The organism is Streptococcus sp. 27098_8_109 (genome assembly GCF_041432295.1).
GTDB lineage: Bacteria > Bacillota > Bacilli > Lactobacillales > Streptococcaceae > Streptococcus.
Map to the genome: position 1 here is coordinate 19,694 of NZ_JAPVZJ010000005.1, position 14,229 is coordinate 33,922.

At 40.0% G+C, this 14,229-nt stretch carries 13 protein-coding genes and 2 tRNA genes; 1 reads left to right on the forward strand and 14 read right to left on the reverse strand.

The features are described 5' to 3' along the window. Positions 1–10: 10 nt before the first annotated feature. Positions 11–1,120, reverse strand: a complete 1,110-nt coding sequence (locus tag O3664_RS03155) for an AI-2E family transporter (protein ID WP_023947789.1) — start codon at positions 1,118–1,120, stop codon at positions 11–13. 102 nt (positions 1,121–1,222) lie between these two features. Between O3664_RS03155 and pbp3 the strand changes: the two genes are divergently transcribed. After that, positions 1,223–2,464 (forward strand): D-alanyl-D-alanine carboxypeptidase PBP3, encoded by a 1,242-nt coding sequence (gene pbp3 / locus O3664_RS03160; protein ID WP_371613624.1) that lies wholly within the window; start codon positions 1,223–1,225, stop codon positions 2,462–2,464. An 82-nt stretch (positions 2,465–2,546) separates the two neighbouring features. On the opposite strand, the gene sufB is transcribed toward pbp3, so the two are convergent. The 13 genes from sufB to O3664_RS03225 all read right to left on the reverse strand — a co-directional run bounded on the left by sufB (position 2,547) and on the right by O3664_RS03225 (position 14,224). Further along, positions 2,547–3,959 carry a Fe-S cluster assembly protein SufB gene (gene sufB, locus O3664_RS03165; RefSeq protein ID WP_000797054.1) on the reverse strand — a complete coding sequence of 471 codons (1,413 nt, stop codon included), beginning with the start codon at positions 3,957–3,959 and terminating at the stop codon, positions 2,547–2,549. Between the two features lie 57 nt (positions 3,960–4,016). Then, positions 4,017–4,457 carry a Fe-S cluster assembly sulfur transfer protein SufU gene (gene sufU, locus O3664_RS03170; protein ID WP_060628494.1) on the reverse strand — a complete coding sequence of 147 codons (441 nt, stop codon included), beginning with the start codon at positions 4,455–4,457 and terminating at the stop codon, positions 4,017–4,019. Next, positions 4,444–5,670, reverse strand: coding sequence for a cysteine desulfurase (locus O3664_RS03175; RefSeq protein WP_371613625.1), 1,227 nt, complete (start codon positions 5,668–5,670; stop codon positions 4,444–4,446). The genes sufU and O3664_RS03175 overlap by 14 nt, the downstream gene beginning before the upstream one ends. Positions 5,671–5,680: 10 nt before the next feature. Next, positions 5,681–6,943 carry a Fe-S cluster assembly protein SufD gene (gene sufD / locus O3664_RS03180; RefSeq protein WP_084928605.1) on the reverse strand — a complete coding sequence of 421 codons (1,263 nt, stop codon included), beginning with the start codon at positions 6,941–6,943 and terminating at the stop codon, positions 5,681–5,683. Positions 6,944–6,970: 27 nt separating this feature from the next. Beyond that, on the reverse strand, positions 6,971–7,741 hold the full coding sequence (gene sufC, locus O3664_RS03185) for a Fe-S cluster assembly ATPase SufC (RefSeq protein WP_000114489.1): 771 nt from the start codon (positions 7,739–7,741) through the stop codon (positions 6,971–6,973). A gap of 150 nt (positions 7,742–7,891) precedes the next feature. After that, positions 7,892–8,086, reverse strand: a complete 195-nt coding sequence (locus tag O3664_RS03190) for a DUF3272 domain-containing protein (RefSeq protein ID WP_001081602.1) — start codon at positions 8,084–8,086, stop codon at positions 7,892–7,894. Positions 8,087–8,113: 27 nt separating this feature from the next. Next, positions 8,114–9,769, reverse strand: a complete 1,656-nt coding sequence (gene dnaX / locus O3664_RS03195) for a DNA polymerase III subunit gamma/tau (protein ID WP_371613626.1) — start codon at positions 9,767–9,769, stop codon at positions 8,114–8,116. Beyond that, positions 9,769–10,266: a GAF domain-containing protein gene (locus O3664_RS03200; protein ID WP_084888354.1), complete on the reverse strand. Its 498-nt coding sequence runs from the start codon at positions 10,264–10,266 to the stop codon at positions 9,769–9,771. The genes dnaX and O3664_RS03200 overlap by 1 nt, the downstream gene beginning before the upstream one ends. A gap of 85 nt (positions 10,267–10,351) precedes the next feature. Then, entirely contained in the window at positions 10,352–11,554 is a 1,203-nt protein-coding gene (gene rpsA, locus O3664_RS03205; RefSeq protein WP_001001631.1) for a 30S ribosomal protein S1, read from the reverse strand. A 162-nt stretch (positions 11,555–11,716) separates the two neighbouring features. Next, a tRNA-Gln gene (locus O3664_RS03210) sits at positions 11,717–11,788 on the reverse strand. 9 nt (positions 11,789–11,797) lie between these two features. Further along, positions 11,798–11,878: transfer RNA gene (locus O3664_RS03215), tRNA-Tyr, on the reverse strand. 49 nt (positions 11,879–11,927) lie between these two features. After that, positions 11,928–12,158, reverse strand: a complete 231-nt coding sequence (locus O3664_RS03220; protein ID WP_000037113.1) for a DUF2969 domain-containing protein — start codon at positions 12,156–12,158, stop codon at positions 11,928–11,930. 98 nt (positions 12,159–12,256) lie between these two features. After that, on the reverse strand, positions 12,257–14,224 hold the full coding sequence (locus tag O3664_RS03225; RefSeq protein WP_371613627.1) for a peptide ABC transporter substrate-binding protein: 1,968 nt from the start codon (positions 14,222–14,224) through the stop codon (positions 12,257–12,259). Between the last annotated feature and the right edge of the window lie 5 nt (positions 14,225–14,229).

Below are 14,229 nucleotides of genomic sequence, written 5' to 3' on the forward strand. Positions count from 1 at the left end.
TTCCTGATTTTTACTTAGCTAATTCTCTTTCTCGTTCTTTCATTATTTTATGATTTTCATACAAACGTGATAAAAACTTAGAAATTTCTTTTAAGATAGAATAGGTTGGTACTGCGACAATCATGCCAATGACACCATAGATATTACTTGATAACAAAAGTAATACTAAAATCGTAATTGGATGAACCTTCATCACTCCACCAACGATTCGAGGGTAAAGGATGTTCCCATCTACTTGTTGAATAATCAACATATAAACAACTGCAATCAGCATTCTATGAGGATCAGTAAAGACATTGGCGATAATCATCGGAATCAAACCAATACTTGGTCCAACATAAGGAATGAGATTGGCCAATCCTGAAAAGATGGCAAAGACCAAAGCGTATTTCAAACCAATCACGCTATATCCGATAAAGGCCAAACAACCAATAATAATCGCATCAATAGCAACTCCACTAATATATCGAGCAATTGTAGTATTCAAATTTTTTAAAAGACCTGTAATATGCAACTTATCTCGCTTTAAAACAGTACGCTCAAGCATCGGCAAGAATTTGTGGCCATCTAACAAAAAATAAATTAAAAATACAGGTGTCATGATAATAATCAAAACAGTACTAAAGAGCGCAGATAAGACACTTCCAACACTATTCGTTACACTATTTAGGATATTCTGTAGAATATCTACATAAGAGAGATTTAACTGTTGAATAGTCGCTTGAATATCTAAATTTTGAAAGGCTGGATAAGTGGATAAATCGATAATCAAATCTTGCAGACGACTGTAGATTGTCTGACTTGTAGCAATCAAACTTGTCAGCTGATTAATCAAAATCGGTAAGAGATAGACGACCCCAATAACTAGCCCACAAACCAAGGCGCACAAGGTTAGTAGAATACCAATGATACGGTTAATTTTGAAATACTTTTGTAAAAAATTTACAATAGGATTGGTCAAATAATATAAAAAACCACCTAAAAGAAAGGGAATCATTATAGTGTTTGCGACACTTACAAAAGGCGTTATAATCCCACCCATCTGTCTCCATAAATAAAAGATGATGGTTAATAGTAAAATCTCACTGGTCCAAAAAAATAATTTATTCTTACGAAACATGAAGTACCTCCATTCATCTATTTTACCACACTTTCAAAAAAGCTTCTTTCTTATATCATGAAACTGGGAATATTTTTTTCTTTATGATAGAATAAACTTACTATGAAAAAAATAATTTTAACTCTCCTAAGCCTTTCCGTTATTGGGGCAGCATCTACTGTTGATGCTCAAGATTTTAATATTGCTGCTAAACATGCAATTGCCGTTGAGGCGAATACTGGTAAAATTCTCTATGAGAAAGATGCAACCCAGCCAGTTGAAATTGCTTCAATCACAAAGTTAATTACTGTTTATCTTGTCTATGAAGCCTTGGAAAATGGCAGTATTACACTATCAACTCCGGTAGATATTTCTGATTATCCTTACAAATTAACGACAAATTCTGAAGCGAGTAACGTTCCTATGGAGGCTCGTAATTACACCGTCGAACAACTACTTGAAGCAACCCTAGTATCTAGTGCTAACAGTGCGGCTATTGCCCTAGCTGAGAAAATTGCTGGCTCAGAAAAAGATTTCGTCGATATGATGCGCGCAAAACTCTTGGAATGGGGAATTCAGGATGCCACTGTTGTCAATACGACGGGTCTTAACAATGAGACTTTAGGGGATAACATTTACCCAGGATCTAAAAAAGATGATGAAAACAAGCTCAGTGCTTATGATGTCGCTATCGTTGCTCGCAACCTCATCAAAAAATACCCACAAGTCTTGGAAATCACGAAAAAACCTTCTTCTACTTTTGCTGGAATGACAATCACTTCTACCAACTACATGTTAGAGGGTATGCCTGCTTATCGCGGTGGTTTTGATGGCCTTAAGACAGGAACAACAGACAAGGCTGGAGAATCTTTTGTTGGTACTACTGTTGAAAAAGGGATGAGGGTTATCACAGTTGTTTTGAATGCAGATCATCAAGACAATAATCCTTACGCTCGCTTCACAGCTACATCTTCACTAATGGATTATATCTCTTCTACATTCACACTTCGTAAAATCGTTCAAAAAGGCGATGCCTACCAAGATAGTAAAGCCCCTGTACAAGATGGAAAAGAAGATACAGTCACTGCTATTGCCAAAGATGATATCTCTCTAATTGAACGTGTTGGGGGTCAATCTTCTCAATCTGTTCAATTCACACCTGATTCTAAAGCAATCCCAGCACCACTTGAAGCCGGAACAGTGGTTGGTCATTTAACTTATGAAGACAATGATTTGATTGGTCAAGGTTACATCACTACAGAACGTCCTAGTTTTGAAATGGTAGCAGAAAAGAAAGTTGAAAAAGCCTTCTTCTTAAAAGTTTGGTGGAATCAGTTTATCCGCTTCATCAACGAAAAATTATAAAAAATCGCGATTTTAAACCGCGATTTTTTGTTACAAGTTCATCTTCAAAATCCTTGATTATGGGTAAATATAAAAACAAATTTTACCCAACTGATCCTTCCATCTCATAGCTAATCAAGCGGTTCAGCTCAACTGCATATTCCATTGGAAGTTCTTTTGTGAAGGGTTCTACAAATCCCATAACAATCATCTCTGTTGCCTCAGATTCTGACAAGCCACGGCTCATGAGGTAATAGAGTTGTTCTTCTGAAATCTTAGAAACCTTAGCTTCGTGTTCCAAAGCAACTTGCGAGTTATGAATTTCATTAAATGGAATAGTATCTGATGCTGATAAGTCATCCATGATAATGGTGTCACACTCGATGTGAGAAACAGATTTCTTAGAGTTTTTGTTAAAGGTTACTTGTCCACGGTAGTCCACCTTTCCTCCGCCTTTAGCGATGGATTTAGACACGATAGACGAACTTGTATGTGGAGCATTGTGGATCATCTTAGCACCAGTGTCTTGGTGTTGTCCTGCATTAGCAAAGGCGATAGAGAGCATAGTACCACGCGCCCCTTCTCCATCTAGGTAAACGGATGGATATTTCATGGTTGTTTTGGCACCCAAGTTTCCATCGATCCACTCAACAGTGGCATCCTTTTGAGCCTTAGCACGTTTTGTTACCAAGTTATAAACGTTATCAGACCAGTTTTGAATAGTCGTATAACGCATATAAGCTCCGTCCAAGGCGAAGATTTCTACGATGGCCGCATGCAAGCTGTTGCTTGAATAAGTTGGTGCCGTACATCCTTCTACGTAGTGAACACTCGCTCCCTCGTCAACGATAATCAAGGTACGTTCGAACTGACCTGTATTTTCGTTGTTGATACGGAAGTAAGTTTGAAGCGGAATATCTACCTTAACACCTTTTGGTACGTAGATAAATGTTCCACCTGACCATACTGCTGAGTTGAGGGCAGCCAACTTGTTATCTGTCGGCGGTACCAACTTGGCAAAGTATTGTTTAAACAAGTCTGGGTATTCCTTGAGGGCAGAATCTGTATCTGTAAAGATAATCCCCAATTTCTGGAACTCTTCCTTCATGTTGTGGTAAACCACTTCTGACTCATACTGAGCAGAGGCACCAGCTAGATAAGCACGCTCAGCTTCAGGAATCCCGATACGCTCAAAGGTTTCTTTAATTTTTTCAGGAACTTCATCCCAAGAGCGAGCAGGTTTATCAGATGGTTTTTGGTAGTAGATCAAGTCATCAAAGTCAATCTCTGATAAGTCTGCTCCCCATGTTTGCATGGGCATTTTTTTAAAGGTTTCATAAGACTTCAAACGGAATTCTAACATCCACTCAGGTTCTCCCTTAGCAGCCGATAATTCGCGAATGACATCTTCGTTTAATCCTTTTCCTGTCGATAGGACAGGCTCTACATCATCATGGAAACCAAATTTATATTCACCAAGATCGATTGGTTTTGGTTCTACTCTTTCTTCAGCCATAATATCCTTTCTTTCATTCTTCATTTCTACTGATTCATAAGACAAAAGAAACTTGTCTTACTGATTTTCTTGATTTTCAATTGTTTTCTTCAGGGCGTTCCAAGCTAGGGTTGCACACTTGATACGTTGAGGGAATTTTGCAACGCCTGATAAGAAGGCTGCGTCTCCAAGACTATCTTGTCTGTCATCTTTTTGGCCTTGAACCATTTCAGAAAAAATAGTCGCAAGCTCTAAAATTTCTTGTTTGGTTTTTCCTAAAACTGCATCTGTCATCATGCTTGCAGAGGCAGTCGAGATGGTACAACCTGAGTTTAGAAAAGCAATATCTTCCAAACGGCCCTCTGCATCAAACTTGACTGAGAGGTTGATGACATCTCCACAGGTCGGATTGTTGAGACTGATTTGCTCAGCATCTTCCAACTTCCCTTGGTGATGTGGATTTTTCGAATGGTCTGCTACCACTGCCATATAAAGGCTATCTAGTTTAGAAAGTGCCATTGAAAAACTCCTTTGTCTTTTGTAAGGCATCGACTAGCTTGTCGCAATCTGCCTTGGTATTGTAAATATAAAAACTTGCGCGAGCTGTTGCTGGGACATCCAAATACTGGAGCAAGGGTTGGGCACAGTGGTGACCCGCTCGAACAGCCACTCCTTCATAATCCAAAGCAGTCGCAAGGTCGTGAGGATGAAGGTCGCCTAGGTTAAAGGCAATGACACCTGAACGTTGAGCCAAGTCCTGCGAACCATAAATAGTTAATTCCTCAATTGCCTGCAGTTTTGGATAGACGTATGCGATCAATTCTTGTTCATGAGCTTCAATGGCATCCATACCAATCTTTTCAAGATAATCCACTGCCGCAGCAAGTCCGATTGCACCCGCCATATTGGGAGTTCCAGCCTCGAATTTCCAAGGTAATTCCTTCCAACTAGCAGATTGTTCATAAACGAAATCAATCATTTCGCCACCAAATTCTACTGGTGACATTTGTTCCAGATACTTTTCTTTGCCATAAAGAACACCGATACCAGTTGGGCCAGCCATCTTGTGACCTGAAAAGGCAAAGAAGTCCACATCCAAGTCCTGGACATCAATCTTCATATGAGGAGTAGACTGAGCACCATCCACCACCATGATAGCTCCAACTTGGTGGGCCATTTTCGTGATTTCTTTAATCGGATTGACTACACCAAGAACATTGGAGGCGTGAGCTAGCGAAACAAACTTGACCTTGTCAGTCAATTTAGTTCGCAAATCATCCATATCCAGAGCTCCGTCCTTAAGATAGACATAGACAAGCTCTGCCCCAGTCTTGCGGCAGGCTTCCTGCCATGGAATGATATTGGAATGGTGTTCCATGACGGAAATCAAGACCTGGTCTCCCTCAGTCAAGACTTCCTCAGCATAACGCGCTACCCAATTAAGACTGGTTGTCGTTCCTCGGGTAAAGAGTACTTCCTTTGTTGAGCCTGCATTGATAAACTTACGAATGGTTTCACGAGCAGCTTCATAAGAAGCTGTTGCCCGTTCCGCTAAGGTATGAACCCCACGGTGAACATTGGCATTGTCCTGCTCATAATAGCGGTTAATAGTTTCCAGAACTGCCAGTGGTTTTTGTGTCGTCGCAGCATTGTCCAAATAGACTAATGGTTCATCATTAACAATCTGGTCTAAAATTGGAAAATCCTTGCGAATCACTTCTACATCTAACATAGGCTACCCCTTAGCGTTTTGACAATTTTTCTTCGATAGTTGCAATCATTTCATCACGAACTTCCTTGACTGGAATCTCAACGATAACGGAGCCAAGGAAACCGCGGACAACCAATCGTTCTGCAGTTGCCTTATCCAAACCACGGCTCATAAGGTAGTACATGTCTTCAGGATCCACTTGACCGATAGAAGCCGCGTGTCCTGCAGTAACATCATTTTCATCAATCAAAAGAATTGGATTGGCATCTGAACGCGCTTGGTCTGAAAGCATGAGAACACGACTTTCTTGTTGCGCATCTGCTCCCTTGGCACCCTTGATAATGTGGCCAATACCATTGAAGGTCAAGGTTGCTTTTTCAAGAATAACCCCATGTTGTAGGATATTTCCGATTGAGTTGCAACCATAGTTAGTCACTCGAGTATCAATCCCTTGTACCTGACGACCACTTGAAAGAGCTACAACCTTGAGATCTGCATGGCTACCATTTCCAATCAAGTCACTATCAAAATCAGCAACGACATTCCCTTCGTTCATGACACCGATTGCCCAGTCAATGCTTGCATCGTTGCCTAATTTACCACGACGGCTAATGTAAGCAGTGACGTTTTCACCTAGACGGTCAATCGCAGCAAACTTGACTTGCGCACCAGAACGTGCAATCACTTCAACTGTGATATTTGCAGTTGCCTTAGCACTACCTCCACCACGTGACTCTAAACGCTCCAGATAACTAATCTTACTGTTCTTACCAGCGATAATCATAATATGTTTGTTAAACGGCACATCGCTATCACTGTCTTGGTAGAAAATCCCTTCGATTGGTTCTTTAATCTCAACATTATCAGGAATGTAGAGAACAGCACCACTGTTAAAATAAGCTGTATGGTAGGCTGCCAACTTGTCATCGTCATACTTAACAGATGACATGAAGAACTCCTCAATCAGCTCTGGAATTTCTTCTAAAGCTGAATGGAAATCTGTGAAGACAACACCCTGTTCAGCTAACTCAACTGGAGTTTGCTCAAAAACAGTTTGAGTTCCTACTTGTACCAACTTCAAGTGATTATCTAGAGCTGTGAAATCTGGAACATTTGCTGATGGCTCACTTTCTGTAATCGTTCCATCACCAAGATTCCAACGGTGGAATTTGACACGCTCAATAACTGGTAATTCCAAAGTCTCAATCTTATCAAAAGCTTTTTGACGGAGGTCAGCCAACCAGCTTGGTTCAGCGTGCATTTCTGAAAAAAGTTTAATATTTTCTTTAGTCATTTACTTCTCCTAAAAGATACGAGGGAATTACAATTCTTCCTTGTAGTCGTAGCCAAGTTCTTCAGCTAGTTTTGCGTATCCTTCACGTTCCAAACGTGCAGCCAATTCTGGACCACCTGAAAGGACAACACGCCCTTCCATCATCACGTGTACCACGTCTGGTGTGATGTAGTTCAAAAGACGTTGGTAGTGAGTGATAATCATAGCACCAAAGCCTTCACCACGCATGGCATTAACACCCTTAGAAACAACTTTAAGAGCGTCAATATCAAGACCAGAGTCAATCTCATCCAAAAGGGCAAATGTTGGCTCCAACATCAAAAGTTGAAGAATCTCATTACGTTTTTTCTCACCACCAGAGAAACCTTCGTTGAGGTAACGCTCAGCCATTTCTTCTTTCATGTTGAGCAATTCCATCTTCTCGTCGAGTTTAGTGATAAACTCACGAACTGAAATCTTCTCATCGTCTTCTTTACCAGCATTCATAGCTGCACGAAGAAACTCAGCATTGGTAATTCCAGGAATTTCTGATGGGTATTGCATAGCAAGAAAAAGTCCCATACGCGCACGCTCGTCCACTTCCAACTCAAGGATGTTTACGCCATCAAACAAGACTTCACCTTTGGTAACTTCATAGTTTGGATTTCCCATGATAGCGGCAGAAAGAGTCGATTTACCAGTACCATTTGGTCCCATGATAGCGGCGATTTCTCCTGTTTTCAGGGTCAGGTTAACCCCTTTTAAAATTTCTTTTCCTTCAATCTCAACGTGAAGATCTTTGATCTCTAATACTGACATGATAGTTCCTTTCTTTTTCAAGGCCTTTACAGTGCTTACTGGAAACATACTTGATTTCCCTAGAAAATACGGTAAAAGGTCAATAAATATACTTTTATAGTATAACAAAAAAAAGCCTAAAAGGCTTTGATTTTGTCTAGAAGCTGAGGACTAGTCTTTTCCTTTTAAATGCTGGTCAATGACATCTACAATCTTGCCCATCAAGTAACTAACTCGGAAATTTCTAAAGAGCAAAATAGCCCAAAAGGCTGCCATAATATAGCGACCAGTCATCCAGGCTTCATTGAAAAAATAGGTCTCAGCAGCTGTAAACAGCGCGATGATAATAAATTGTTGTCTATTCATAAACTTATTGTATCATGAAATCTTTCTTTAGTCTTCCTCTACCTTCACTTTATCAGCCAAAAATTCAAATCCTTCTGGAATCAGACTTTCTTCTACTTCTTTTTCAGTTTGAGAAGATTTGGCTTTGGCTGAAAAGGCTGCGCGAACTTCTTTCCATTCCTCCATGGAAATAGCTAAAATCTCGGGTGAAAAACCTGCTGCCTGACTGAGGATATTGCCAAACATGGTGTTGAGATTATCTCGTTTCATGGTTTGACCAGCATTGAAGTTAGACTCAAAAGCAAGAATAGCATGGTGTTCATTGGCCGCAACCGGTTGAGAACCAACTAGCAGAGCCTTATCAGGGCCTCCTAGACTTTCAATTACCTCTCCCCAGGCATTCTGCAAGCGAATCAGATTTTGACGTGCTAAATCAGGATTTTCAACGGCCTCTTGTAAGATAGATTGAACCTTATTGCGATCCACACGATAGACTGTTTTGCCTGCTGCTGGGCGGGTAGGTACTGTACTTGTTGGCTTGACTACAGTTCCCACATTGGCGAGTTCTTGTTTGAGACGGGCAATTTCCTGTCTCAGTGCAGAAATTTCACTTTCAACCGCCCCTGAAAGAGACAGTTCAGGATTAACCTCCGCTAAACGGATGGTCATCATCTCAGCATAAATCTTGGGCTGCAAACTAGACTTAATATCTGCTAAACTGGCTGTCGCCAAGCGAATCATTTCAAACAGATTTTCCTGAGGAAGTGCCAAATTTTCTACAAAAACTGGACTATGATGAGTGTTTTCTCCACCTGTTTGAACAATTAACAAATCTCTTAAATAGTGCAAAAGGTCGGTCACAAAACGAGTCATGCTCTTACCATTGTCAAAAAGAAGATTCAAGCATGCTAGGGCCTTTGGAACATCCTGTTGAGACAAGGCAGCCACATAATCATCCAAGGCTGATAGACTAATTGTCCCAGTAATTTCTTCAGAGATGGCAGTCGTCAGCTCGTTTCCCTGTGTCAAACTCAGGGCTTGATCCAAAATAGACAAGGCATCTCGCATTCCACCTTCAGCACGTCTGGCAATGATTTCCACAGCCTCTGGTTCAGAACTGATATTTTCTTTTTCTAAGATATAGTGGATATGTTCCTTAATGTCCTGTGTCTTAATCGATTTAAACTCAAAACGTTGCACACGGGATAGAATCGTAGCAGGAATTTTGTGCAATTCAGTAGTGGCCAAAATAAAGACCACATTCTGTGTTGGCTCTTCCAGCGTCTTTAGGAGGGCATTAAAAGCTCCTGTAGACAGCATGTGAACCTCATCTATGATATAAACCTTATAACGAGCAAGGCTAGGCGCATAGGTAGATTTATCACGAATTTCACGGATTTCATCCACCCCGTTATTAGAGGCAGCATCCATTTCAATGACATCTTCTAAACTACCATCTGTCACTGCTTGACAAATATAGCAGTTATTACAAGGTTCACCACCCACTTGATTTGGACAGTTCATAGCTTTGGCAAAAATCTTGGCTACACTGGTTTTTCCCGTTCCCCGTGGACCAGAAAAAAGATAAGCATGACTTATTTTCTCTTGCTCCACTGCTTGTTTAAGAGTCTTAGCCACAACTTCCTGTCCAACCAACTGGGAGAAGTTTTGACTTCTATATTTTCGATAAAGTGCTTGATACATTAGGCTTTCTCCTCAAACATTGTAAAGTCCCATTCTGTCATTTCAAGCAAAATAGCGACAAATTGTTCCAAATAATCTCGATCCATAGCATCATAATCATCAATCTCTGAAGAATCAAGATCTAGAACTCCAAGTAATTGACCATTCTTAACCATCGGAACAACAATTTCACTTTTAGCTCGACTATCACAAGAAATATAGTTGGGATAAGTCGTTACATCTCCAACAACAACGGTTTCCTGAAAATGAGCTGCCTCACCACAAACACCCTTGCCTAGCGCAATACGGATGCAGGAAACACCACCTTGGAAGGGACCTAAAACCAATTCCTTTCCATCGAATAAATAAAAGCCTGCAAATACAGTATTAGGAAAGTGCGATTTTAAAAGAGCACTGGCGTTGGAAAGATTAGCCAAAACATTGTTTTCGCCTTCCAATAAAAAAGAGAGCTCCTCATTTAACATTTGATAACGTGATTTTTTTTCTGATTCTAACATAGGACTATTATATCAAAAAAGGCTTACAGACAAAAGAAAAATCCCTTGTTTAGTAAACAAAGGATTTTGTGAATTTTCAATTTGATTAAAGTTCGATATCACCGAACAAGTCAGCCATTGAGAATCCTGTTTGTGTTTCTGGAAGTTCGAAATCACGTTTTTCTTGACGTTTTGGACGACGTGGACGAGCAGCACGTTTTTCTTCTTTTTGTCCTTCTTCTTGAGCTGGACGCTCTTCAAGAGCTTTGATAGAAAGTGATACGCGCTCTGCATCTGCGTTAACTTCAAGAACTTTAACTTGAACTTCTTGACCAACTTTAAGAGCTTCTTTTGGATTTTCAATACGTTTGTGTGAAATTTGTGATACGTGAACAAGTCCATCGATACCTGGCAATACTTCAACAAATGCACCGAAGTCAGTCAAACGTTTAACTGTTCCTTCTACTACATCACCTTTAGCCAATTTTTGCTCAACGCCATCCCATGGTCCAGGTGTTGTTGCTTTAAGTGAAAGTGATACACGTCCTTCTTCTTCGTTAAGATCAAGGATTTTCACTTCAATTTCTTCACCAACAGTTACAACTGATTTTGGTGAAACGTTACGTTCATGTGACAATTCAGTCAAGTGAACCAATCCGTCAACACCACCAAGGTCGATGAAAGCACCGAAGCTTGTGATACGTGCAACTTTACCAGTTACAACATCACCAACAGCCAATTTACCGAATACTTCAGCACGAGCTGCTGCTGTAGCTGCTTCAACAACTTCACGACGTGAAAGGATGAAGCGGTTTTCTTTAGCGTCAACTTCTTTGATTTTAGCATCAAATTCTTGACCTACAAAACGCTCAGTGTTACGTACGAAACGAGTATCCAACATTGAAGCTGGGATGAATCCACGAACACCTTCAAATTCTACTGAAAGTCCACCTTTAACGGCACGAGTTCCTTTAACAGTAACAACTTCTTCTTCGCGACCAACAAGTTTGTCCCATGCTTTGCGAGCTTCAAGGCGTTTTTTAGATACAAGGTATGTAACTGTATCAGTATCTTTACCAACTACTTGACGAAGTACAAGAACATCCAATACTTCTCCTACTTTAACAAAGTCATTGATATCTGCATCGCGATCGTTTGTCAATTCGCGAAGAGTCAAGACACCTTCAACACCAGTTCCAGAGATTGCAACGTTAGCTTGAGTCGCATCAACTGTCAATACTTCAGCACTAACAACATCACCAGTCTCAACTTGGCTAACGCTATTTAGCAAATCTTCAAATTCGTTCATCTAAAAAATCCTCCAACAATCAAGTTTTTTCTTAAACTTGACATACTTATAATTTTTTTCCTAAGCACCCGCAAGAACATGTTCATATCGTTCACGTCTTTCAATTATAAAAATAAAATACCCTAAGATATTTTGCTTTTTATCTTGATTATTACCTAAGAACTGGGGTAGCTGGATTCGAACCAACGCATGAGGGAGTCAAAGTCCCTTGCCTTACCGCTTGGCTATACCCCATTGATGAAATGGAGAGAGAGGGATTCGAACCCCCGAACCCGAAGGAGCGGATTTACAGTCCGCCGCGTTTAGCCTCTTCGCTATCTCTCCTACAATCAACATGGACTATTATATCATGAAAATTTCAAAAAAACAAGACTTATTTTGCTAAATTATAATTTTCAATCAAAATTTCCACAGCTTTTTCCAATTTTTTATAAAAACTATCGACATTCCCATTCTTTATGATCGCAAATTGTCCATCTAATTCGGCAATTTCTCCGATAACTTTTTTACCGATAGTCAATGTATAACCTTCAAAACTGTCTTTTCCTACATTAACTTTAGCATCTGCTACTTGAATTTCAATTTTTTTATCTTTCTTGCTCATTTCATACCTCTCTTCACTTTTTCTATTTTACAAGAAAATCCTAAAACTAGCAAGAAAAAACTCTATATCATTCTGAGTCTGATATAGAGTTTTCTGCCTTATTTAATGTGTTTTTCTAGTTCTTTTTGGTACTTACCGTTTGATTCCAATTTTTCTTTTTGCCATTTTTTCAGTGCTTCTTCATATTCTTTTGTTGTAACGATATCTTTTTGCAATTTCATCCCTTTAAAGATATATGGGTCACCCTTAATACCAACTTGTGAGTATGGTTTTGAGAATGGTACGACATTACTTACAACCGGGGAACCACCAGATGAGGCTGTTGGCATCAATAATGAACTATCTGTCAACCAAGCTTGAGCCTTGGCATATTTTTCATAGCGTTCTTCAAGATTTGTAGTTTCTGAATCCGCATCATCCAACAATTTCTTATATTGGTCCAAACCAAGTTTAGCTACAACATCCTTATCTTTCCCTTTAGTAATACCAAGGTGCTTCATAGCAGAACCTGATTTAGGATCCATGATATTCAAGTAAGATGCTGGGTCTTGATAGCTTGGAGCCCATCCTGTACTATTCAAGTCATAGTCTTTTTGAGAAGGAACACGCGCTTGAGAAGTGATTGTTTCCTTTTCATTATCTGTCATTTGAAGAACGTCGATAACAACATTTTCAGCACCAAGAGTTGATTCAATAGACTGTTTGAAAGAGTTGCTTTGTTGAACGGCGATGGTATCTGTCTGTTCAACTGGGACATCCAAATGAATTGGGAATGTTACCCCTTTAGATTCCAAGTCTTTCTTAGCTTTTTCAAATGCTGCTTTAGCCTTCTCAGGGTTGTAGATAGAATCCTTACCATCTACCAGCTCAACACCTTTCCATTGGTCACCATAGTTCACCAACTCTGCTTGGGCGATTTGTCCAAAGTTCTTACCACCTGCTTGTACAAAGTTATCTGGAACGAGGCTGTTACGAATAATCTTGTCCGCACCGTCTTCGCCATTTAGCTGGGCAGCATAAGAATGGCGGTTGAAGGCAAAGTTGATAGCCTGACGGAAGTCCTTATTAAGCATAGCTTCTTTTGTAGAAGTCTTTTGCTCTTCACTTGTTTTCGCAGTTTTATTGTATGACTGACGATTTACGTTAAAGGTGAAGTAATAACTACTTGAGTCCTGTGGGCTATAAGTAATTTTATCTCCGTATTGTTCCAAAGTTGAAGCAAAGTTAGAGCTACTTGGGAAGAGACGAGCTGTCGTATAGGCACCTGAAGAGAAGCTACGAATCAAAGATTCCTGATCAGAACCATCGTAGTAAGTCAATTTAATCTTCTCAATTTTTACCTTTTCTTTATCCCAGTAGTTTGGATTTTTCTCGTATTCAATCAACGATTTAGAAGTCAAGGTCTTCAAGATATAAGGACCATTGTAGAGAATCCCTGCTGGAGTAACTGCTCCATAATCTTTACCTGATGCCTTCAAAAACTCTTCATTTACAGGCAACATCGTTGCTGTTGTGACTTTAGAGTTCCAGAAGCTTTCTGGTTTGTTTAGGGTATATTCGACTGTGTAATCATCCAAGGCCTTGACACCAACTGTAGAGAAATCATTAGTTTCACCAGTCATGTAGGCATCCAATCCCTTGATTGAATTTTGGATGAGAGAGACACCGTCTGACTTACCGTCAGCCACGTGTTTCAATCCTGTTACAAAGTCATGGGCTGTTACTTCTGCGTATTCTTCACCTTCTGAAGTGTACCATTTAACTCCTTTACGAAGTTTATAGGTATAAGTCAAACCATCTTTTGACACAGACCAATCTTCAGCCAAGGAAGGAATAACATTTCCGTATTGGTCGTTTTCCATCAAACCATCAACCACGTTCCCGATGACATCTGTTGTAGATGTACGAGTCGCTATACTATAGTCCAAAGATGCTGGATCTACTGCATAGACATATGAAAATGTTGTCGGTGCATCTGCTTCTTTATCAGCTTTTCCACAAGCCACTAAAAGAGCTGTTGTGCTCAGGACCACTCCTGCTGTTAAGAGCCACTTTTTCGATTTCATCAAAA